This window comes from Bacillus sp. X1(2014), assembly GCF_007678255.1.
The window spans coordinates 90,051-111,953 of the sequence record NZ_VEED01000003.1 but is presented as its reverse complement, the minus strand read 5'-3'; the positions used below and the strand labels follow the sequence as shown (position 1 = coordinate 111,953).

At 37.8% G+C, this 21,903-nt stretch carries 22 protein-coding genes; 5 read left to right on the top strand and 17 right to left on the bottom strand.

Annotated features, from left to right (window positions below; all coding sequences use genetic code 11):
* Window positions 1-25: 25 nt before the first annotated feature.
* A complete protein-coding gene (locus tag FS608_RS08040) occupies window positions 26-985 on the bottom strand; it encodes an NAD(P)H-dependent flavin oxidoreductase (RefSeq protein WP_144548762.1) in 960 nt (319 codons plus the stop codon).
* A 202-nt stretch (window positions 986-1,187) separates the two neighbouring features.
* On the opposite strand from FS608_RS08040, the gene FS608_RS08035 reads away from it, so the two are divergent.
* Window positions 1,188-2,660 (top strand): aminotransferase class I/II-fold pyridoxal phosphate-dependent enzyme, encoded by a 1,473-nt coding sequence (locus tag FS608_RS08035; RefSeq protein ID WP_144548759.1) that lies wholly within the window; start codon window positions 1,188-1,190, stop codon window positions 2,658-2,660.
* Between the two features lie 52 nt (window positions 2,661-2,712).
* Here the strand turns inward: FS608_RS08035 and FS608_RS08030 are convergent, their stop codons facing one another.
* The gene (locus tag FS608_RS08030; protein WP_144548757.1) at window positions 2,713-2,835 is read right to left on the bottom strand and encodes a GapA-binding peptide SR1P; all 123 of its coding nucleotides are present in this window, start codon (window positions 2,833-2,835) and stop codon (window positions 2,713-2,715) included.
* Window positions 2,836-3,000: 165 nt separating this feature from the next.
* Window positions 3,001-3,300 (bottom strand): DUF3055 domain-containing protein, encoded by a 300-nt coding sequence (locus FS608_RS08025; RefSeq protein WP_144548755.1) that lies wholly within the window; start codon window positions 3,298-3,300, stop codon window positions 3,001-3,003.
* A gap of 169 nt (window positions 3,301-3,469) precedes the next feature.
* On the opposite strand from FS608_RS08025, the gene FS608_RS08020 reads away from it, so the two are divergent.
* Complete coding sequence (locus FS608_RS08020; protein WP_186328652.1) at window positions 3,470-3,904, top strand: DUF1885 family protein; 435 nt, start codon at window positions 3,470-3,472, stop codon at window positions 3,902-3,904.
* Window positions 3,905-4,366: 462 nt separating this feature from the next.
* On the opposite strand, the gene lpdA is transcribed toward FS608_RS08020, so the two are convergent.
* The 5 genes from lpdA to FS608_RS07990 form a co-directional block, all read right to left on the bottom strand.
* On the bottom strand, window positions 4,367-5,782 hold the full coding sequence (gene lpdA, locus FS608_RS08010) for a dihydrolipoyl dehydrogenase (RefSeq protein ID WP_144548748.1): 1,416 nt from the start codon (window positions 5,780-5,782) through the stop codon (window positions 4,367-4,369).
* Between the two features lie 4 nt (window positions 5,783-5,786).
* Window positions 5,787-7,115 carry a dihydrolipoamide acetyltransferase family protein gene (locus FS608_RS08005; protein WP_144548746.1) on the bottom strand — a complete coding sequence of 443 codons (1,329 nt, stop codon included), beginning with the start codon at window positions 7,113-7,115 and terminating at the stop codon, window positions 5,787-5,789.
* Between the two features lie 79 nt (window positions 7,116-7,194).
* Complete coding sequence (locus FS608_RS08000) at window positions 7,195-8,172, bottom strand: alpha-ketoacid dehydrogenase subunit beta (protein ID WP_144548744.1); 978 nt, start codon at window positions 8,170-8,172, stop codon at window positions 7,195-7,197.
* Between the two features lie 3 nt (window positions 8,173-8,175).
* Window positions 8,176-9,291, bottom strand: coding sequence for a pyruvate dehydrogenase (acetyl-transferring) E1 component subunit alpha (pdhA, locus tag FS608_RS07995; protein ID WP_144548742.1), 1,116 nt, complete (start codon window positions 9,289-9,291; stop codon window positions 8,176-8,178).
* A 498-nt stretch (window positions 9,292-9,789) separates the two neighbouring features.
* Complete coding sequence (locus FS608_RS07990; protein WP_144548740.1) at window positions 9,790-10,452, bottom strand: YkyA family protein; 663 nt, start codon at window positions 10,450-10,452, stop codon at window positions 9,790-9,792.
* Window positions 10,453-10,631: 179 nt separating this feature from the next.
* Between FS608_RS07990 and def the strand changes: the two genes are divergently transcribed.
* On the top strand, window positions 10,632-11,186 hold the full coding sequence (def, locus tag FS608_RS07985) for a peptide deformylase (protein ID WP_144548739.1): 555 nt from the start codon (window positions 10,632-10,634) through the stop codon (window positions 11,184-11,186).
* A gap of 356 nt (window positions 11,187-11,542) precedes the next feature.
* Here the strand turns inward: def and FS608_RS07980 are convergent, their stop codons facing one another.
* Window positions 11,543-11,788 (bottom strand): hypothetical protein, encoded by a 246-nt coding sequence (locus FS608_RS07980; RefSeq protein ID WP_144548738.1) that lies wholly within the window; start codon window positions 11,786-11,788, stop codon window positions 11,543-11,545.
* Between the two features lie 475 nt (window positions 11,789-12,263).
* On the opposite strand from FS608_RS07980, the gene FS608_RS07975 reads away from it, so the two are divergent.
* On the top strand, window positions 12,264-12,482 hold the full coding sequence (locus FS608_RS07975) for a DNA-dependent RNA polymerase subunit epsilon (RefSeq protein WP_144549389.1): 219 nt from the start codon (window positions 12,264-12,266) through the stop codon (window positions 12,480-12,482).
* Window positions 12,479-14,146: a ribonuclease J1 gene (rnjA, locus tag FS608_RS07970; protein ID WP_026566302.1), complete on the top strand. Its 1,668-nt coding sequence runs from the start codon at window positions 12,479-12,481 to the stop codon at window positions 14,144-14,146. The genes FS608_RS07975 and rnjA overlap by 4 nt, the downstream gene beginning before the upstream one ends.
* 173 nt (window positions 14,147-14,319) lie before the next feature.
* On the opposite strand, the gene FS608_RS07965 is transcribed toward rnjA, so the two are convergent.
* The 8 genes from FS608_RS07965 to FS608_RS07930 form a co-directional block, all read right to left on the bottom strand.
* Window positions 14,320-14,979, bottom strand: a complete 660-nt coding sequence (locus tag FS608_RS07965; protein WP_144548737.1) for a potassium channel family protein — start codon at window positions 14,977-14,979, stop codon at window positions 14,320-14,322.
* Window positions 14,980-15,064: 85 nt separating this feature from the next.
* On the bottom strand, window positions 15,065-15,967 hold the full coding sequence (locus tag FS608_RS07960) for a DUF4349 domain-containing protein (RefSeq protein ID WP_144548736.1): 903 nt from the start codon (window positions 15,965-15,967) through the stop codon (window positions 15,065-15,067).
* Window positions 15,968-16,108: 141 nt separating this feature from the next.
* Window positions 16,109-16,564 carry a TlpA family protein disulfide reductase gene (locus FS608_RS07955; protein ID WP_144548735.1) on the bottom strand — a complete coding sequence of 152 codons (456 nt, stop codon included), beginning with the start codon at window positions 16,562-16,564 and terminating at the stop codon, window positions 16,109-16,111.
* 65 nt (window positions 16,565-16,629) lie between these two features.
* The gene (locus FS608_RS07950; protein ID WP_098572591.1) at window positions 16,630-17,178 is read right to left on the bottom strand and encodes a peroxiredoxin; all 549 of its coding nucleotides are present in this window, start codon (window positions 17,176-17,178) and stop codon (window positions 16,630-16,632) included.
* Window positions 17,179-17,457: 279 nt separating this feature from the next.
* Window positions 17,458-18,576: an N-acetyldiaminopimelate deacetylase gene (locus tag FS608_RS07945; RefSeq protein ID WP_144548734.1), complete on the bottom strand. Its 1,119-nt coding sequence runs from the start codon at window positions 18,574-18,576 to the stop codon at window positions 17,458-17,460.
* Between the two features lie 90 nt (window positions 18,577-18,666).
* Entirely contained in the window at window positions 18,667-19,377 is a 711-nt protein-coding gene (gene dapD, locus FS608_RS07940; RefSeq protein WP_144548733.1) for a 2,3,4,5-tetrahydropyridine-2,6-dicarboxylate N-acetyltransferase, read from the bottom strand.
* A gap of 75 nt (window positions 19,378-19,452) precedes the next feature.
* Window positions 19,453-20,340: a transcriptional regulator CcpC gene (locus FS608_RS07935; RefSeq protein ID WP_144548732.1), complete on the bottom strand. Its 888-nt coding sequence runs from the start codon at window positions 20,338-20,340 to the stop codon at window positions 19,453-19,455.
* Window positions 20,341-20,373: 33 nt separating this feature from the next.
* The gene (locus FS608_RS07930) at window positions 20,374-21,876 is read right to left on the bottom strand and encodes an MDR family MFS transporter (protein ID WP_144548731.1); all 1,503 of its coding nucleotides are present in this window, start codon (window positions 21,874-21,876) and stop codon (window positions 20,374-20,376) included.
* Between the last annotated feature and the right edge of the window lie 27 nt (window positions 21,877-21,903).

Below are 21,903 nucleotides of genomic sequence, written 5' to 3'. Positions count from 1 at the left end.
AATTCAACTAAACAGAATCATATACTTATTTTCCCCATTTTGCACGAATTAGTTCAGCATCATGAATCATTCGATGAAATAGTTCTTTAACTGCAGGGACATCTTTAATTAACCCCATCACTTGCCCTGCCCATGCAAAGCCTTCATCAGGTACACCATCATAAATATAGCGTTGGTTTGCAGTTCCACTAATGTAATCTTTTAATCCATCGTATCCCCCATTGTTTTTTTCAATGTCCAGAATTTTTTCTGTCCAACTGTTAGCAAGTGCCCTAGCCGGAGCACCTAGTGTTCTTTTAATCACCACTGTTCCTGATTCATTGCCTTCCACTAAGGTTTTTTTATATAATTCGTTGGCATGAACACATTCCTTTGTTGCAATGAATCTTGTACCCATTTCAATTCCCTCTGCCCCTAAACTAAGGGCAGCCATTAGCCCGCGGCCATCACCTATTCCACCCGAAGCAATAACTGGTATAGAAACAGCATCTACAACTTGAGGCACCAAGACCATGGTCCCTACATCATCACGGCCAAGATGCCCCCCACCTTCCTGCCCCACGACCATAACAGCGTCAGCACCAAGTTCTTCTGCTTTCACTGCCTGTCTTCTGGCGGCAACAAGGACGAGTGTTTTTATCTGTGTCCCTTTTAATTGCTCAAATATGGGAGCAGGGTTTCCTCCTGTCATCGAAACAACCGGGACCTTTTCATCAATAGCCACTTGGAGAAAATCGGCGAATGGTCTGCCATGCTGCCCAATCGCAAAGTTAACCCCAAAAGGATTGTTTGTCAGTTGTTTCACTTTACTAATTTCCGTTCGAAGTTGTTCAGGTTCAGCCAAGGACATGGCAGTAATCTGGCCAAGACCACCAGCGTTTGAAACCGCTGCCGCTAACTCAGAATAGGCTAAATAAGCTAATCCCCCTTGAATGATCGGATAACGTATGTTTAGTAATTGAGTAAGTCGAGTTTTCCATTCCATTTGAAACCCTCCTAAAAACTTTCTACTTGTTATTTCGTTACTTCAGGGTAATTTTCCTTTATTCAAGGGAAACTATCGTAAACCGGGCAAGGAATAACATATATTTCTTTGCAATGAATAGGAATAATGCTATAATTCCTTTTGTTTATTATTGAAATTCGACATAATTAGAGTATTTTTTATAAAGAGGTGTGGTTATCAATTGACTCAAAATCAAACACCGTTATTTAGCGGTTTATTAGAACATGCAAAAAAGAACCCAATTCAATTCCATATTCCAGGTCATAAAAAAGGGGCTGGAATTGACCCTGAATTTCGTTACTTTATCGGGGATAATGCCTTATCTATCGACCTAATAAATATCGGGCCGCTAGACGACTTACATCAACCAAAAGGGATTATCAAGCAAGCGCAGGATTTAGCAGCAGAAGCCTTTGGTGCGGACCGAACATTCTTTTCGGTACAAGGCACAAGCGGAGCAATTATTGCGATGATCATGGCTGTTTGTGGACCTGATGACAAAATTATCGTTCCGAGGAATGTCCATAAATCAATCATGTCGGCCATTGTTTTCTCTGGAGCTATTCCAGTGTTTATCCAGCCCGAAATTGATAAGGAACTAGGTATATCACATGGAATTACTCCCGATGCCGTGGCAAGAGCTCTTACACAGCATCCAGATGCGAAAGCAGTATTAGTTATCAACCCAACGTATTTTGGTATATCCGGAGATTTAAAAAAGATTGTTGAAATTGCACACTCTTATGATATTCCTGTTCTTGTTGATGAAGCACATGGTGTTCATATTCATTTCCATGAAGAACTTCCTCTCTCTGCGATGCAGGCTGGTGCAGATATGGCTGCTACCAGCGTTCATAAACTAGGCGGTTCAATGACCCAAAGTTCGATTCTAAATGTTAAAGAAGGCCTTGTTTCTGCCAAACATGTCCAATCCATATTAAGTATGCTAACTACTACCTCAACGTCGTATTTATTGCTTGCTTCACTTGATGTCGCACGTAAGCAATTAGCTACAAAGGGAAGGGAATTAATCGATAATACCATTAAAGTGGCACAATCAATTCGTAAAAGAGTTAATGAGATCGAAAATCTGCATTGTATTGGCGAAGAAATCTTAGGGTCAAAAGCTACCTTTGATTACGATCCAACTAAATTGATTATTTCCGTGAAAGAATTAGGATTAACTGGTTATGATGTAGAAAAGTGGCTAAGAGAGAAACATAATATTGAAGTGGAACTTTCCGATTTATATAACATTCTTTGTATTATCACACTTGGAGACACAGAAACCGAAGCAGACTTACTAGTAAATGCTCTTAAGGAATTAGCGGACGAATGCCAACACAGTACCGATAGAATTGAACCTGTAGAAGTTCTTCTTCCAGAAATCCCAGTGCTTGCATTAACACCTAGAGATGCATTTTATGCGGAAACTGAAGTTATTCCTTTTGAAGAATCAGAAGGAAGAATCATTGCAGAATTTGTTATGGTTTATCCACCAGGTATCCCAATTTTTATCCCTGGCGAGATTATTACAAAGGAAAACCTCCATTACATCCGGAAAAACCTCGAAGCAGGCCTCCCTGTACAAGGACCGGAGGATGATGAACTTAAATCACTTCTCGTGATTAAGGAGTATAAAGCAATAAAATAGAACAAAAATACAGGATTCCATTTAGGAATCCTGTTTTATTTATATTTAGCAATTATATATCTTCCTCTGAATGATGATCCTCACAACAATTGCACTTAGAATAAAGCACCGTTACTTTTTCATCTTCAAAATGATCAATAGTTGAATTACATGTTTGGCATACTAAAGTACCCATCTGCTCAATCCCCTTTTCATTAATGAATGTCCACAAAGCGAAGTATTTATATATCCTTAATCACATAATAATATATCACATTATAAATATCAAGCCTAAATTGTATGTCACAATTAAAAAATATTCATAAAAAAAGGGCCTATTAGGGCCTTCTTTTTTGAATCATTACTCATATTGGGTGACAAAAGGGATGGATGGTAGAGTTTCTCTGAAGAAGTCAGCTAAATCAGCTGCCTGCTGTTGGTCAGGTATACGGAATACGGTTTGAAGGTAATCAATATCTTCAATATCTTTGGGGTCAAGGAGAGTGGAGCGGCCTGTTTGCATGCAGACAACTAACGGCTTTCCAAAAAACATGGTGGTATAAATAATTCCGAAATCATAACGTGTACTTTCTGTGGTAAACCCAATAAACCTAACTTTTGAATTTTCATGCTCATCATAGAGCTTCTCAAAGATTTCCATAAGTTCCTCCTTTTTAAAAAAAATGATTCTTTAGAATATTATTATAATTCAAATTTATACAAGAAACAAGAAACTTGTACATTTGTTTCATGCCGCAGTTGTCATAATATTTTATTCAGTGCTAGAATAGAGATGAATAATACTAACGTACTCGTGGGGGGGAATGATGATGGCTGTTAACGCATACATTAAGCTAGTGCCTTCATCTGCTAAACAAAAGGTAACAATTGAAGAAGTAAAGGACTTATTTATTGAGTATAAAAAGAATACAACAAAAACAGGCAATCAAATAGGATGGGAATACGGAGAGGCAGCCTTTCCATATGAACTGAAAGAAACAAAAGAGGCCGAAGGAAAATGGTTCTATTTACATTCAAATGATGAACGCTACAATGCCATTTTAATTGGAGTTGATCAGGAAACGATTCGTAATGAAGAGGGGCAAGAACTGGAACAAACATACATACAAATCACTTTACCTGATCAATCTACTTACGGTGATAAAGGGAAAGCCAATGAATTTTGTAAATACCTTGCGAAAAAACTACAAGGGGAACTCCATCTGTTCAATGAGCGCATCATGTATTATTATCCACGAAAATAAAAAAGCTCCTTTAGGGGCTTTTTTTAGTGCGTAAACATTTCCATTGTATAGTGAATTGAAGTGTAAATAACAAGGCTTAAAGTAGTGATAAATAGCGTTTTACGCGATGATTTGGTTACATGGTTTCCAATTAGATAAGCTAAATAAAAAAATACAAAAAACATAAAGACTTTATATATTAGCTGGTCATGCTTTGACAACCATTCAATAAATGTATAACCGCTCCAAATGATAAATTGTAGTATCACGACAATATAGACCCTCATATTTATCACCACTCTTAATACATTCAAAGTTAAAATTAGAATGTTAGTTCTTTTAAGTATATGTTCTAAAAACGAGAGATATATTTTGTTTTTATGATAACAAGGATTTTTTTACGCTTTTTTTAATAAAAACAATTCGTCAGAATAAAAAAGTCCTTTCCGCTAGTTTGCGAAAAGGACTTTTATAAATTCTAATTTATTTCATGATGTGAATTGGGCTTCCTAAAGCTACTTCCGCCGCTTCCATTGTTATTTCTCCTAGTGTTGGATGTGCATGAATTGTCATAGCAAGATCTTCTGCAGTCATTCCTGCTTCAATCGCTAGTCCTAATTCAGCAATCATATCTGAAGCACTTGTTCCAGCAATTTGTGCCCCAATTACAAGACCATCATCTTTACGAGTAATCAGTTTCAAGAATCCATCCCCACTATCTAATGATAACGCACGACCATTAGCAGCAAATGGGAATTTAGCTGCATTTACAGTGATTCCTTCTTCTTTTGCTTGTGCTTCTGTATAGCCAACTGAAGCTAATTCAGGTTCAGAGAAGACAACAGCAGGGATACCTAAATAATCAATTTCAGAGGTGTGACCAGCAATTGCCTCAGCAGCAATTTTCGCTTCATATGAAGCTTTATGTGCCAATTGAGGACCTGCTACAACATCACCAATAGCATAGATATTGTTAAGGTTCGTGCGGCATTGTTTGTCAATTTCAATTAGTCCGCGGTCAGACACCTTAATACCCACTTGTTCTAAGCCCATTTCATCTGTGTTAGGTCGACGTCCAACCATTACAAAAACGTAATCTGCTTCAATTTTCTTTTCTTCGCCTTTTGTTTCGAACGTTACAACCACACCATTTTCAGTCTCTTCAACGCCCTTAGCAAAAGCTTTTGTAAAGAATTCTGCACCTTTTTTCTTCATACTCTTCTTTACAAGAGCAGCCATTTGCTTATCAAAAACGCCAAGACCGAGTATTTCTTCCGCACCTTCCAAAATGGTAACCTGGCTGCCAAAGTTTGCGTAGGCTCCACCAAGTTCAATCCCAATGACACCGCCGCCGATGACAACGATTTTTTCAGGGATTTCATTTAAGTTAAGTGCCCCAGTAGAATTCAGAACACGCTTTGAATATTTAAAGGCTGGAAGTTCGATTGGACGAGATCCAGTTGCAATAATTGCATTTTTAAAGGTATAAGTCTGTGCTGAATCTTCATTTATAACACGCAATGTATTGGCATCGACAAAATAGGCCTCACCACGAGCAATGTTTACTTTATTACCTTTTAATAAACCTTCGACACCACCAGTTAACTTTTTAACGATGCCTGCCTTGAATTCTTGAACTTTTGAAAAATCCACTTTTACATTTTCTGCGGTAATTCCAAAAGAATCGGAATGCATGGCTGTTTCGTAGCGGTGTCCTGCCGAAATCAAAGCTTTCGAAGGAATACAACCGACATTTAAACATACGCCGCCTACATATTCTTTTTCAACAATTGTCACTTTTTGTCCCAATTGTGCTGCACGAATTGCTGCAACATATCCCCCTGGGCCAGCTCCAATTACTATAGTATCTGTTTCAATTGGGAAATCTCCAACTACCATGATATTACGCCTCCATTAACAATAGTTCTGGATCGTTCAATAAACGTTTAATATGATTTAAAGCATTCTGCGCTGTTGCTCCGTCAATCATGCGGTGGTCAAAGCTTAATGATAAAGCTAAAACTGGCGCTGCAACAATTTCACCGTTTCTAACGATTGGTTTTTCTGCAATTCGGCCAACACCCAAGATGGCAACTTCAGGATGATTAATTACTGGAGTAAACCATTGACCGCCAGCTGAACCAATATTGGAAATAGTACATGAAGCACCTTTCATTTCATTAGGGGCAAGCTTTCCATCACGTGCTTTTCCAGCTAATTCATTGATCTCGTTAGAAATTGAGAAAACTGACTTGCGATCTGCATCTTTTACAACTGGTACAAGTAAGCCTTTTTCTGTGTCGGCTGCAATTCCAATATTATAATAATGCTTATGAATAATTTCACTTGTTGCATCATCTAGTGATGTGTTTAATGCAGGGAATTCACGTAATGCACTTGTTAATGCTTTAACGATGTATGGTAAGAATGTAAGCTTAATGCCTTTTGCTGCAGCTACCTCTTTAAACTTCTTACGGTGTGAAACAAGTTTAGTTACATCCACTTCATCCATAAGTGTTACATGCGGTGCTGTATGCTTGGAATTAACCATAGCCTTAGCAATCGCCTTGCGGATACCACTCATCTTCTCACGAGTTTCAGGATATTCGCCTTGAGGAATGGCTGCCGCTTGTGGTGCTTCCACTTTAGCAGTTTCCGTAGCTGCTGCTGCAGTATCAGTAGCCGCTTGTGGTGCAGGTGCAGCTCCACCGCTTACAAAGGCATCGATATCACTCTTAAGAATGCGACCAAGATTTCCTGTTCCAGGAACTAATTGGATATTAATTCCTTTTTCACGAGCGTATTTACGGACAGACGGCATTGCAACAATTCGACGATTTGGATCTACTTCAACTTGCGTTGCTACTGCAACAGCTGCTGGCTGTGGTGCTGCATCTTGTTTAACCTCTGGCGCAGGAGCTGCTGCTGCAGGCTTCTCTTCTTGTTTCGGTTCATCAGCATGTTCATCGCCTTTAAATTGAAGGTTTTCGTAACCAGGAGCATCAAAGGTTACCAAAACTTGTCCAACTGTTGCGACAGTTCCTTCGCCAACTAATACATCAACCACTGTTCCTTCAACAGGGGAAGGGATTTCTACTACAGCTTTATCATTTTGAATCTCACAAAGTACATCATCTTCTTGAACTTTGTCACCTGGTTTTACGAACCATTTAACAATTTCGCCTTCATGTATACCTTCACCGATGTCAGGCATTTTAAATTGAAATGACACTAGGATTCATCCTCCTAAATTACATGTTTTTTTGAGCAACATAACTATAGAAATATCAGCGTACGATTAAATAAGTTAATTAAAAAGTTAAAACCTTTTTAGCTGTTGCAATTACATCTTTATAATTCGGAAGCCAAACAGCTTCTGCTTGTGGGAATGGAAAAACGGTATCTGGAGCAGCCACACGTAAGACTGGTGCTTCCAAACTTAAAATTGCACGATCATTTATTTCAGCAACAACATTTGCTGCAATACCAGCTTGTTTTTGTGCTTCTTGAACAACAATCGCACGACCTGTTTTTTCAACAGATGCAATAATTGTCTCAAGGTCGATTGGGCTTACAGTTCGTAAATCAATTACTTCCGCAGAAAAACCTTCTTTTTCTAACTCTTCGGCAGCTTTTAATGACTCATGTACCATTGCACCATAGGTAATAATTGAAACGTCAGTACCTTCACGTTTAACTTCAGCTTTTCCTAGTGGGATTGTATATGACTCTTCAGGAACTTCTTGACGGAATGAACGGTATAATTTCATATGCTCAAGGAAAACAACTGTATCATTGTCACGGATAGATGAAATGAGCAACCCCTTAGCATCATATGGAGTTGACGGAATAACAACCTTAACTCCAGGTGTCTGAGCCATAAGTCCTTCTAAACTGTCAGCGTGCATATCAGGAGTATGTACCCCTCCACCAAATGGCGAGCGAAACGTTACAGGCGCACTAAACTTTCCACCTGAACGATAACGTTGGCGGGCTAATTGACCAGCAATGGAATCCATGACCTCAAATACGAAACCAAAAAATTGAATTTCTGGAACTGGGCGGAATCCTTGCAAACTTAGACCTACTGCTAAGCCGCCGATTCCAGATTCAGCTAGTGGCGTGTCAAATACACGATCTTCGCCAAATTCCTGTTGCAACCCTTCGGTTGCACGGAATACACCACCGTTTACACCAACGTCCTCACCGAATACTAACACATTTGGATCGTTGCGTAATTCCGAACGTAAAGCATCTGTAATTGCTTGAATCATTGTCATTTGAGCCATGGCTTACTTCGACTCCTTTTCTTTATATATTTCATATTGTTCTTTTAAGTTTTGAGGCATTTCTTCATACATAATAGACATTAAATCAGTAACCTTTTGTTTAGGCGCAGCATCAGCTAATTTAATTGCTTCTTTAATGTCTTCTTTCGCTTGTTCGATTACTTCATTTTCTTTTTCTTCTGACCATAGACCTTTGTTTTCAAGGAATTTACGGAAACGAACTAATGGATCTTTCTTTTCCCATTCATTGTCAAGGTCTGCTGTACGATAGCGAGTTGGATCATCACCTGCCATAGTATGAGGACCATATCTGTATGTTAAAGTTTCAATGAATGTTGGACCTTCCCCATTAATTGCCCGTTCGCGTGCTTCACGTACAGCAGCATAAACAGCCAGTGGATCCATACCATCAACCTGAATTCCTGGAATTCCAGCTGCAACAGCTTTTTGAGCGAGAGTTTTGGCAGCTGATTGCTTTTCAACAGGAGTCGAAATCGCGAATCGGTTATTTTGAGCAATGAAGATGGCTGGAGCTTTATAGGCGCCGGCAAAGTTCATTCCCTCATAGAAATCCCCTTGTGATGTTCCTCCATCACCGGTATAAGTAATAGCTACTGCCTTTGTTCCGCGCTTTTTAAAAGCAAGAGCAACACCGGCAGTTTGTACATACTGGGCACCGATGATAATTTGAGGATGAAGAACATTTACTCCGTCCGGAATTTGCATTCCTTGAAAATGTCCTCTTGACCATAAAAATGCTTGGGATAATGGTAAGCCATGCCAAACAATTTGTGGAACATCACGATATCCAGGTAAAATAAAATCTTCTTTTTCAAGTGCGAACTGTGAAGCTAATTGAGAAGCTTCTTGCCCTGCAGTTGGAGCATAGAAACCTAATCTTCCTTGACGGTTTAATGAAATAGAACGCTGATCAAGAATACGTGTGTAAACCATGCGGCGCATTAATTCTTGGAGCTGTTCATCAGTAAGGTCAGGCATCGCTGCTTCATTTACGATTTCACCAGCTTCATTTAAAATTTGAAGTGTTTGAAATTGTTCCTCGACAACTTCTAGTGTTTTCTTCGCATCAAGCTTAGCGTTTTGAGTTTTAGAAACCATTAAGGTCACCTCTTCCTTTCAATTCAGGAGCTAAATTTTTGAAAATATTATCCACTAAGTTAGATTACCCAAAAGCTAAAGAATAAAAGCAGATAGTCATTCCTATCCATTTTGTACTTTGTATTGAGTAAACCCGTGATATTACATAGAATTTTGGTTAGCTTAGTTCTTAAACATACTACTAAATAGTTTTTCACAGAAAAGATAAGATAAAACAAATTTTCTTTTACCTCACCATCATTTTATTCTGTACCACTATATTATGTAACATCATTGATACAATTAATGAACTCTTTTACAAGTTTACCTCATTACTTTTTACACGTCAAATACTATGTATTAATATTTTTCAACACAAACATGTTGCTAAATAATTGCATATCATTCTTTCTGTATCATTCAATTTGAATATCTGTTATATAAATATTTCCTTTTCCTGAAGTTGTTATAATATAAAAAAATCGGCAGAATTTGCCGATTATTTTTATTAAATAATATTTAGTTACTTGTATTAAGCCCCGCCTGCTTATAAAATAACAACTTTTTATCATTGTATTGTTCTGTTAGTATATTAAATTTTTCATTCGCATTATAGATTCTTTTATATGTTTCATTGAGCTTATTTACTTGAGATTCAAGATCCTCTAGTGGAAGGTTTTTATTTTTAAACATATCATATAATGCTTTATCATTTTTAAGTGCCTCGTTATATTCGGTGAATAACACATCATGAGCTTCATATCTTTTCATCATTATTTCATACATATCATTAGCTATTTTCTTTAAGCTTGGATCTTCAAATTTATCTTTTATATTTGCAGCTTTTGAGAATTCTTTTTCCGAGAGCTTAATACTGTTTGTTTCCTTGTCCATAAGCTCTTTTCTTTGATTTACTAATAAAAGTGCTTCATCTGAAAGCTTAACGATTTGATCATATTCTTTCATGCCAAGTTCAATAATTTGGTCATAAATCCCTTTTTCCTTTTTTTCTAGCGCGACAAGGGGATTCTGTTGTTCTTCGAATACCTTTTCCGCCTTTACGACTTTTTCTAAGACGGTATACATTTTTTCTTCAGGTGTCTTTTCTTTTGTACATCCTGCAAAAATAACTGTCATAGCCAATATAATAAAAATAAATCCAGACTTTTTTAAAAATGACATGTTTTAAACCTCCTGCTTATTCCATATTCTACTATATCGACACTTGGTTTGTTTGACAATAAGGAGTTTATAAAAGGATGCTTTAAGGAGGGCTTTAATCAATTGTTAACTTTTTATTAATTGTCTGATAGACTAATTATTATTAATAATTCAGTTAGAGTACAGGAGTGAGTGTTTTCATGTTAACGATGGGAGATATCATACGAGATGGCCATCCTTCCCTTAGAAAAGTGGCTGCAGAAGTATCTATGCCGCCCTCTGAAGAGGATAAACAAATACTAAGCAGCTTATTAGAATATGTCATTAATAGCCAAAATCCTGAAGTATCTGCACAATATGGTCTGCGACCAGGAATCGGTTTAGCGGCCCCACAAATTAATGTGTTAAAACGAATGATTGCTGTCCATCTTATGGATGAGACAGGAACTCTTTATAGCTATGCGTTATTTAACCCAAAAATTATTAGCCATTCTATTGAAAAGTCCTATTTGAAAGCAGGTGAAGGCTGCCTGTCTGTTGATAGAGCGATTCCCGGTTATGTTCCAAGACATGCAAGAATCACACTAAAGGGAACTACACTAAATGGTGAAGAAGTGAAACTTCGTTTAAAAGGACTTCCTGCTATTTGTTTTCAACACGAAATTGATCATTTAAATGGGATTATGTTTTATGATTATATTAATCATGCAGATCCATTAAGACCGATCGAAGGTGCCATTGCAATCGAGCGTTAAAATCCCCAAATTGAAGTCGTAAAAAATAAAGGTTCTTATCGTAAACTTTGTTACTGTTTTCGATTCGTGGCCCATTCGGACAGCTTCCGTGTGATTTCAATGGCAATCATGTCCGAACTTCGGTCGGCTTCGGACAGCTTTCGTGATTTCAATGGCAATCATGTCCGAACTTCGGTCGTCTTCGGACAGCTTTCGTGATTTCAATGGCAATCATGTCCGAACTTCGGTCGGCTTCGGACAGCTTTCGTGATTTCAATGGCAATCGTGTCCGAACTTCGGTCGGCTTCGGACAGCTTTCGTGATTTCAAAGGCAATCATGTCCGAACTTCGGTCGGCTTCGGACAGCTTTCGTGATTTCAATGGCAATCGTGTCCGAACTTCGGTCGGCTTCGGACAGCTTTCGTGATTTCAATGGCAATCGTGTCGAACTTCGGTCGGCTTCGGACAGCTTTCGTGATTTCAATGGCAATCGTGTCCGAACTTCGGTCGTCTTCGGACAGCTTTCGTAATTTTAAAAGCAATCGTGTCCGAACTATAATTCCTTCTGAGATTTTTATGATTAAATCGGTTCCAAAAACAGCAATTATTCCGAAAACAGTCAAAACAAAAGAACCGGCCTATTGGTCGGTTCTTTTGCTATTTTTTATAATGTCACTATAATTCCATGTTTAACCATGATTGAATCAGCATTTTTCTTCATATAATAAAGTAAAAATACTCTTATTTTAAAAAAACTTCAATAATCTGCCATCGCTTACTTTACATTGGACAAGGTTCGTATAAAATAAGAGATAAGGAGATGATCCACTATGTTAAAGAAGCTGAGAAAGAAGCTCTTAAAACAGTGGAATGATTTACTACGAAAAAAATCCATTGCATAAATCCCATTGCCTAAATTTATTTAGGGCCCTTCAAACTTGCGAAGGGCTCCTTCGTTATTGTAAATTGTAAAAACAACGATTCTTTTTTACATACTTTTCATACAAGACTAATGTTTTCCAAAGAAAATAAATGAAAAAGATGAAAATGTTTTATATAATAGAAAAAGCTATGACTCAAGTTAGGAGCGATATTGTAATGATATTTAAAGTATATTATCAAGAAAGCATTACAGAAGTACCTGTTAGAGAAAATACAAAAACCCTTTTTATTGAAGGTGAATCAGTCAGAGACGTCCGTACAAAAATTGCTGACCGTGGCTATAATGTTGAATCTGTTCAAGAAGTTAAGGGAGCACATCTTAGTTATGAACAACAAAATGAAGACTATAAAGTATTGGAGAAAGATAATTTATGAAATTTGTTAAGAATGATCAAACTGCAGTTTTTGCCCTTGGTGGTTTAGGCGAAATAGGCAAAAACACATATGCAGTTCAGTTCCAGGATGAAATAATATTGATTGATGCCGGCATTAAATTTCCAGAGGACGAGCTATTAGGCATTGATTATGTTATACCGGATTACACCTATTTGGTTAAAAATCAAGAAAAAATAAAAGGCTTATTTGTTACTCATGGGCATGAAGACCACATTGGTGGCATTCCCTATTTATTACGCGAAGTAAATGTTCCAATTTATGGAGGCAAATTGGCTCTTGGATTAATAAAAAATAAACTTGAAGAACACGGCTTATTGAGAAATGCTAAGCTGATTGATATAAAAGAAGACGATGTCATAAAATTCCGCAAAACATCCGTTACTTTTTTCCGCACTACACATAGTATTCCTGATTCATATGGAATTGTTGTTAAAACACCGCCAGGACAAATTGTCCATACTGGCGATTTTAAATTTGATTTTACCCCTGTCGGTGAACCAGCCAATTTAACTAAAATGGCCGAAATCGGTAAGGAAGGCGTACTATGTTTACTTTCAGACAGTACGAATAGTGAAATACCTGAATTTACGATGTCAGAACGCCGGGTTGGCGACAGCATTAACGATATTTTCCGTAAAGTGGATGGCCGAATCATATTTGCAACATTTGCATCAAATATTCATCGATTGCAGCAAGTGGTAGAGGCAGCCGTGGTATACGGAAGGAAAGTAGCAGTTTTTGGACGGAGTATGGAAGCTGCCATTAATATTGGACTTGAGTTAGGTTATATTAATGCACCTAAAGAAACCTTTATTGAAGCAAATCAAATCAATCGACTGCCTGCTGATAAAGTTACCATCCTTTGTACTGGAAGTCAGGGTGAAGCGATGGCTGCCCTATCAAGAATTGCAAATGGTACACACAGACAAATTCAAATTATTCCCGGAGATACTGTTGTATTTTCATCATCACCTATTCCTGGGAACACAATCAGCGTGAGCAGGACTATTAATATGCTCTACAGAGCAGGGGCTGAAGTTATTCACGGGAAACTTAGCAATATTCATACCTCTGGTCATGGTGGACAGGAAGAACAAAAGCTTATGCTTCGCTTAATCAGACCAAAGTTCTTTATGCCGATCCATGGTGAATATCGTATGCAAAGAATGCATGCTAAGATTGCAGTTGATTGTGGGGTACAAGAAGAAAATTGTTTTATTATGGATAATGGTGAGGTATTAGCACTTTCTGAGGATACAGCACAGGTTGCAGGAAAGATCCCATCTGGTTCCGTTTATATTGATGGCAGCGGAGTAGGCGACATCGGAAACATCGTCTTACGTGACCGTAGAATTCTCTCAGAAGAAGGTTTAGTAGTTGTGGTGGTAAGCATTAATATGAAAGAATTCAAAATTGCATCCGGTCCAGACTTAATTTCGCGAGGATTTGTTTATATGCGAGAATCAGGTGATTTAATTAATGATGCACAGAACCTAATCACCAAACACTTGAATAGGGTAATGGAAAGAAAGACAAGCCAATGGTCGGAAATTAAAAACGAAATTACAGATACATTAGCTCCTTTCTTATACGAAAAAACAAAACGCAGACCAATGATCTTACCAATCATTATGGAAGTGTAAATAATAAAGAAAAGCGGAAGCGCCTGTAAGGGCGCTTCCGCTTTTCTTTATTGTCTAGCTCCAGCGCCTAGGGGCTCGGGGTCATAAGCCAATCAGTCATGAAGGTTAAAGAGCAACCTTCACGCCTGCTCGTCTTATGCCTGTCGCCCCTAGCAAGGCGCTTCCGCTTTTCTTTATTCTAATACCTTTTTTTCAAATCGATCGATGTCTTTGTCTGTTCCGATTACAATTAAAACATCATTAGCGTGGAAGGTTTCTTTTGCCTGTGGAGAAACAATAATCTCTTCTCCTCTTTTGATAGCGACAATATTCAAACCATATCTCTTCCGAATGTCCAAATCCATAATCGTATGGCCACTAAGTCTTCCATTCGCGACAATTTCAACAATACTGTGTTCATCTGAAAGTTCAAGATAGTCAACAACGTTACTAGAGGCCATATTGTTAGCTATACGTCTTCCCATATCTCTTTCTGGATGGACAACACTGTCTGCTCCAATTTTACGAAGAACTTTTTCATGGTAATCATTTTGAGCCTTTACTGTAATACGTACGACTCCCAATTCTTTGAGAATAAGGGTTGTTAGTATGCTTGATTGAATATCATCGCCAATAGCAACAATTACATGATCAAAGTTCCGGATCCCTAAGCTTTTTAAAACAGCTTCGTCTGTTGTATCACCTACAACCGCATGGGAAGCAATCATTGCATATTCATTGACACGTTCCTCATTTTTATCAATTGCCAGTACTTCCATCCCCTCATCGGTTAGTGTACGACAAATACTTCCACCAAATCGGCCCAGCCCAATGACTGCAAAGCTCTTTTTCATAGTATTACCCCTCTGCTTCAAACATTATCTACTATGCATCCATTTTAGCATTATTCATTAAGGATATATAGTATGGTACAGCTATTTACTCAGGTCTGTTTTTCTTCTTTCTATAAAAGAAAAAGAAAAGAAATCCTAGTAATAATAAAATAGCTATGACAGGAATATTACCAACAATCAAAACAACTAAACTTGATAAGCCAGCCAACAACATATTGATACTTTTCATAAATTGTTTTTTTGTTTTTTCCCAAGTATTTAACTCGTCTTTATCAATGGTTGGAATTACTACGCTTTTTTCATATAGAGTGATATTTACTGTCGAAAGGGATGTTTGATTTTCTAAGAATTTCATCTTTCCTTCAATGGCCTCGATTTCCTCTTGAACAACTGCTAGATCCGCCGAAATTTTTAATAAATCTTCTGTTTTTACTGCACTTTTCATAAAAGTTGTTAACCGTTCTTCCACTACCCTTTTTGATTTTAATCTTGACTTAAGATCAACATATTCTTCCGTTACATCCTGGCCCGTAATGTTCCTTTGCAGAACCTCAGCAGCTTGGCTCTCTGCATCATGTAAAAAGGCTTGAAAGTTTTTTTGTGGTATTCTTATTCTAAGTCTGCCACTCACCTGCTCCTTCCCCTCTTTGGACACATTGGACTCAGTAATATAGCCGCCATATTTGATTACTTTTTCTTCAAGAGTCTGGACCGTTTTATCAAATTTTTTTACACGCAGTTCGAGATCCGCTTGATAAATGACCATTTGGTTTTGAACTTTTATTTTTTCAGGCTCAATTGTTTTTTCCGCTTTTCCCATTTCACTTGAATAAAAGTTAGCTTGCTCGCCACTTCCAGATTGAGTGTTATCCATAGCCACATCATTACTTTGAGACAATTTTCCACTTTTTTCTTCACTGCTAGCACTGCAACCAGTAATCCAAACTAATAAAATAATAAATAGGATTGGTAACCTTCTTTTTTTCATCTTCAGACACCCCTTTTGTCCTTATTGATAAGTCCTGTATAAATGCATCCTTATAAATACCGACGATTAAAAGGCCCCAAGGTTACAGTCAAATAAAAAAAGCCGCCCGTTATTTACTTGCGAGCAGCTTTTCAATGTTTATTATTCTGTTTTTTCCAATTCATCCAATACACGGTTTACACGTTTCTCGAGCATTTTCATACCGCTTCCACCTGCTTGGAAATGACGAAGCTTGCCCTCACGGTCAAAGACATAATAAGCAGGGACATATTGATTTTCGAATGCTTCTGTTAACTTATGTTCACTGTCCACAAAAATCGGTTGATTGATACCATGTTCTGCGGCTACTTGTTTAATGTCTTCTATATTCAAATCATTCTCAGAACGAGGCATATGCACAGCAACCACATTCAATTTGTCCTTAAAATCATCACGGAATTGGTTGACCTGAGGCATTGCTTCTTTACAAAGATGGCAGCTAACCGACCAAAAATGGATTAGGGTTGGTTTTTCACCAATTAAGTCAGATTTTGTTACTTCACCATTTAACCATTCAACGGCCCCAGTTAATTCTGGCATCGGTTCACGTAATTTCATTTAGATTTCCTCCTATTAAAAAGACCTAACACTATAATAGGTTAGGTCAATCTATTTTTTACAAATTATACGTTCAATGTAGCTTGTCCAGGCTTCCAGTTAGCTGGGCAAAGACCACCAGTTTGTAATGCTTGAAGAACGCGAAGAGTTTCATCAACATCACGGCCGATATTGTTGTGGTTAACAACAGAATACATTAATTCACCTTCTGGGCTGATGATGAATAATCCACGTAATGCGATTCCTTCTTCTTCAATTAGAACGCCATAATCACGAGCTACAACATGGTTGGTATCAGCTGCTAATGCGTAATTTAAATCGCCAAGACCATTTTCTTTACGGTCTGTTTTGATCCAAGCAAGGTGAGTATGAATAGTATCTGTAGATGCACCAATAACAACTGCATCTAAATCATCAAACTCTTCATAGCGGTCTGATAATGCTGTGATTTCAGTTGGACAAACAAATGTAAAGTCCATTGGATAGAAGAATAATACAGTCCACTTATCGTTTTTCATGTTTTCTTCTAGACTAACTTTACCAAATTCTTTGTTTGGCAATACAGCATCCATTTCAAAGCGTGGTGCTTGTTTACCTACCATACGTTCAGGCATTCAAATCCCTCCAAATTATAAATAAAATGAGTGTTTATAGCAATTCTCATTTGCTATCCTTTATCACAATACTAATTATAGGATAGAACTTATTTCGAGTCAATATTAAATTATAATTAATTTAATTTAATAAACATTATTAATTATAACCCTATTTCCCCTTCATAAGTTTACCCTATTTGCTAGAGAATAACACGACGATATGTAACAATTTCCCTATTAATTCTGCTTTAATTTTATCATGATTACGAAGCAGAATAAAATAATCCGCCTGCTAAATTATTCCCCTAGATGAGAGAAATAAGATGTAATAATTTTAATCGCTACACCTATTGCTTCTTCCTGTGGATTTAACTTTGCATGGTGTAAACCATAAGGTGATTCTACACCAAGCCAAAACATTAGCCCTGGGATTTCTTTAAGCATATAACCAAAGTCTTCGCCTGTCATCGCTTCCTTGCACTCAATGACGTCCACATCGGTTTCTTCTTGAATATATTTCATAAAGTCTCTTGTGATCGACTCAGTGTTATATACTTGATGGTACATCGAACCATAATCAATAGTGGCTTCACATTCAAAGCCCGCTTCGATTCCTTTAACAATAGCTTCAATACGATGTTTAACTTTTTTCATTGAATCAGCTGAAAGCGATCTAATTGTTCCTTCAAGTCTTGCTTTTTCTGCAATGATGTTTTGAACTGTGCCTCCAGTAATTTTCCCGATGGTTATAACTGCACTATCTAATGGGTCAACATTTCTCGAGACAATGGTTTGGAGCTGATTAACCAATGAACAAGCCGCCACAACCATATCATTCGTTTCATGTGGTCTTGCTGCATGCCCCCCCTTGCCCTTGAGGTCAATAAATAATTCAGAGGTATTCGCAAATAATAACCCTTCCTTCACTGCTATTGTTCCAACGGGATACTCTGGTGCAATATGTAGAGCATAAATTAGGTCCGGCTTCCATTCCTGCATTTCTTCTGACTTCAACATTGGCTCCGCTCCGCCCGGTCCCTCCTCAGCCGGTTGGAAAACAAATAAAAGGTCATCGATAATTGGATTTTCTGTAAAATAAGTAAGTGCCCCAAGAGCGATGCTCATGTGAAAATCATGACCACAAGCATGCATCTTGTCATTATGTGCAGATGAAAAGGGTAAGCCTGTATCTTCACTTATAGGCAATCCATCAATATCTGTTCTGTAACCAATTGTTTTTCGAGGATTTAGACCGTGGATCTTAACAAACAAGCCTGTCTTCCATTTCTTTATTGTCATTCGGTCTTGCGGCAAAGACTCAAGGTAATTTAATAAGTATGCCTGTGTTTTAAACTCTTGGAATCCTAGTTCTGGTATTTGATGAAGGTCACGGCGGATTTTGATAAAATGATTCATTTATTACCTTTCCTCCCTATAAAAGAAGCGTGGAAAGAATCCACGCTTCCACTTTTACTATCTAGCTCCAGCGCCAAGGCGCTTTAGCTTTTATAGTTGTCGAAGTTCTTGCATAATTTCTGTTTTCGATTTTGTTTTTTCGTCGATATCTTTTATTTTTCTAGCAGGCATTCCAGCTACAACCGTAAATGGTGCTACATCTTGAGTAACTACTGCACCCGCAGCAACTACTGAACCTTGTCCAACTGTTACCCCTTCAAGGACAACGGCATTTGCTCCGATTAAAACATCATCTTCAATTACTACTGGCTTAGCGGATGGCGGCTCAATTACTCCTGCTAATACCGTTCCTGCACCAATATGACAGTTCTTCCCTACTGTTGCTCTGCCGCCAAGGACAACACCCATATCTATCATGGTTTTTTCCCCAATCACGGCACCAATATTGATAACAGACCCCATCATAATAACGGCATTATCCCCAATCTCTACTTGATCACGGATAACTACACCTGGCTCAATTCGCGCATTAATATGCTTGGTATCAAGTAAAGGAATAGCGGAATTACGGCGGTCATTTTCAACAACATAATCTTCAATGTTCGCTTTATTCGCTTCTAATACTTCATTAATTTCAGACCATTCACCAAAAAGAACACCAGTATTACCATTAATAAAGGTTTTTGTTTCATTACCAAAATCAATTCCCTCTAATTCACCTTTTACATAAACCTTTACTGGTGTAGATTTTTTGCTATTTTGAATAAAAGATATAATTTCATTTGCATCCATCATTTTCATAAGTAGGCCCCCTATTGTTGTCGTTACTAAAAATTACTTTATCAAACAAAAGAAATGAAAACAAGAAAAACCACCTTATTCTTCTGAAGATTCTGCGATATATTCCTTAATTAATTCGACAAAAGCTTTAACCTGCTTTAGTTGAAAGGCTGATTCATAGCCCAAAAGCCATGTATCACGTTTTAAGGGGTGATTATTCTCATCAACAAGCGGTATTTTGAAAATTTCCCTGTCAGTTTTCGTCAATGTTATCGCTGGTAGTATGGCATAACCGATACCATTAAAGGCCATTTGTTTACAGGTTTCAATTTGGTCAACAACAACTGTTCGTTTTGGTGAAGTCTTAAAATTTCGCATCCACCAATCTTGAATTTCCTGATAATAATTTGAGTCACTCTTAAATTGAATGAAGGGACGGTCCGTATGTAACACTTGTTCAGGACTAGTAATTTCCCTGTCAACTAAATATAAAGGGTCATTAAAAAGGTGGACTTTAACCCCTTTCCAATCAGGTGTTCCGCGAATAATTCCAATATGAACTTGATCATCATACAAGGATTTTAAAATTTCGCTGCTCCATCCTGTCACTAATGAAATTTTGGCTTGAGGATATCTATCAATAAATTTCTTTAACACCTGAGGAAGCCAGTTTTGCCCTACAATCGAAGCAACAGCAATTTTTAAAGTGCCTGACACCCCTGATTGGAGAGAATAAATGGTTTCACGGACCTTTTCTTGTTTTGTTAGCACATCATCGACAAATTGAATGACATGTTCACCAGCAGGAGTTAGTGCTAAACCTTTTTGTGAGCGAATAAATAATTTAGTTCCCCAATCTTTTTCAATTGTTTGCAATCGTTGTGATAGGGCTGGTTGTGAAACAAATAGTCGTTCTGACGCCTTTCTCATATTCATTTCCTGAGCCAATACAGATAGTAGCTGAAATTCAGATAATGAGGACAAACTGAACACTCCTTAAAAAAAGCCCTGTGAAAGTTACACAGAGCTATCAATCTTTTTTGGTATAAAAAATATTAATAGTAAACTAATCACAGCAAAAGCAAGGACAACATAATAAACAAAGTGCAGGGAATGGGTTAATCCATTCTGCAAGATACTTCTGGCCGATTCTGAGAGATGGTCTCGTTCAGTCGATTTTAAGAGGATATTGACATCATCCACTGAATAGGGATGTCCATTTTGACTGAAATATTGACTTAGCCGATTATTTAGGATACCTCCTAGTAATGCGGCTCCAATTGTATTCCCCAGATTTCGCATAAACATATTAGATGCAGTAGCGATTCCTCTCTGTTCCCAACCGACAGTACTTTGAATTGAGACAATAAATGCTGTTGATGTTAAGCCCATTCCTAATCCTACCAAAAATGAACCCACTGCTGCCCAAAGAGGCCCAGAGGACGCTGACATCGTCACAAAAGCGATACTGCCGACGATTAAAGACACCCCGCCAATTATCGATGTTTTTCGATACCCAATGGATATCAGCCACCGGCCGGCAAGAGTGGATGCTATTGGCCAGCCTATTGACATCGTTGTCAATGTAAACCCTGCGACAATAGGTGTTTGTTCCATCACACCTTGTACAAATGTTGGTAAAAAGCTCGAGATTCCAATTAACATAATACCCGTTGTCAGCGAGGTTGTGTTAGCAATAAGAATTGAACGTTCTTTCCATATCGAAAATGGCATAACCGGCTCCTTAGCACGGCTTTCCTGAAGAACGAATCCGAGTAATGTTAAAGCACTAAATGCAAATAAACTTAGTGTCTGCCAAGAACCCCAGGCAAAACGGCTTCCACCTTCCACAAGAATAAACATCAGTGAGGAGATCGTGAACGTCAATAATATAGCGCCAAAGTAATCTATCTCATGTTTTTTCTTATTGATATCTTCATGTAAAAACATCCAAAGTCCCACTAATGAAAGAATCCCAAGTGGAATGTTAATCCAGAAAACATAATGCCAACTTACATATTGAACGAGTAGGCCCCCCACAGCAGGTCCTGTAATTGCAGAAATACCCCAAACACTAGACAGATACCCTTGAATTTTGGCTCTTTCTTCAGTAGTGTAGATATCACCAACGATAGTTGTCGCGATTGGTGTGACAGCCCCAGCGCCAAACCCTTGAATCAAACGAAATATTATCAGCATTTTCATTGAAGTAGCGAACCCACATAGAATCGAACCGATTAAAAAGAAAATAATTCCAATTGTAAGAATTGGTTTCCGGCCAAATAAGTCAGATAATTTTCCATAGATGAGAACGGTTACAGAATTCATTAATAAGTATGCAGAAAACACCCAGCTATAAAGGGTAAATCCGCCCAGGTCTGCAACAATGGCCGGCATTGCAGTGGAAACAATCGTGGCTTCAATCGCTCCCATAAACATTGCTAACATTACTGAAGCTAATACTAGTGGTTTTTTTGTTTGCTTTCTTTGTGAACTTTCCTTACCAGTAGGATTACTCATATTACCACCTCAAACTTTAAAAAAATC

Coding starts and splice junctions, on each gene's coding strand:
- FS608_RS08040 (WP_144548762.1), bottom strand. CDS start 985: ATGGAATGGAAAACTCGACTTACTCAATTACTAAACATACGTTATCCG.
- FS608_RS08000 (WP_144548744.1), bottom strand. CDS start 8,172: ATGGCTCAAATGACAATGATTCAAGCAATTACAGATGCTTTACGTTCG.
- FS608_RS07945 (WP_144548734.1), bottom strand. CDS start 18,576: ATGAATCATTTTATCAAAATCCGCCGTGACCTTCATCAAATACCAGAA.
- FS608_RS07965 (WP_144548737.1), bottom strand. CDS start 14,979: ATGAAAAAGAGCTTTGCAGTCATTGGGCTGGGCCGATTTGGTGGAAGT.
- FS608_RS07950 (WP_098572591.1), bottom strand. CDS start 17,178: ATGCCTGAACGTATGGTAGGTAAACAAGCACCACGCTTTGAAATGGAT.
- FS608_RS08030 (WP_144548757.1), bottom strand. CDS start 2,835: ATGGGTACTTTAGTATGCCAAACATGTAATTCAACTATTGATCATTTT.
- FS608_RS07975 (WP_144549389.1), top strand. CDS start 12,264: ATGATATTTAAAGTATATTATCAAGAAAGCATTACAGAAGTACCTGTT.
- FS608_RS07955 (WP_144548735.1), bottom strand. CDS start 16,564: ATGAAATTACGTGAACCGATGCCAGAATTAACTGGGGCCGTTGAATGG.
- FS608_RS08020 (WP_186328652.1), top strand. CDS start 3,470: ATGGCTGTTAACGCATACATTAAGCTAGTGCCTTCATCTGCTAAACAA.
- rnjA (WP_026566302.1), top strand. CDS start 12,479: ATGAAATTTGTTAAGAATGATCAAACTGCAGTTTTTGCCCTTGGTGGT.
- pdhA (WP_144548742.1), bottom strand. CDS start 9,291: ATGGTTTCTAAAACTCAAAACGCTAAGCTTGATGCGAAGAAAACACTA.
- FS608_RS07990 (WP_144548740.1), bottom strand. CDS start 10,452: ATGTCATTTTTAAAAAAGTCTGGATTTATTTTTATTATATTGGCTATG.
- FS608_RS07960 (WP_144548736.1), bottom strand. CDS start 15,967: ATGAAAAAAAGAAGGTTACCAATCCTATTTATTATTTTATTAGTTTGG.
- lpdA (WP_144548748.1), bottom strand. CDS start 5,782: ATGGTAGTTGGAGATTTCCCAATTGAAACAGATACTATAGTAATTGGA.
- FS608_RS07930 (WP_144548731.1), bottom strand. CDS start 21,876: ATGAGTAATCCTACTGGTAAGGAAAGTTCACAAAGAAAGCAAACAAAA.
- def (WP_144548739.1), top strand. CDS start 10,632: ATGTTAACGATGGGAGATATCATACGAGATGGCCATCCTTCCCTTAGA.
- dapD (WP_144548733.1), bottom strand. CDS start 19,377: ATGAAAATGATGGATGCAAATGAAATTATATCTTTTATTCAAAATAGC.
- FS608_RS08025 (WP_144548755.1), bottom strand. CDS start 3,300: ATGGAAATCTTTGAGAAGCTCTATGATGAGCATGAAAATTCAAAAGTT.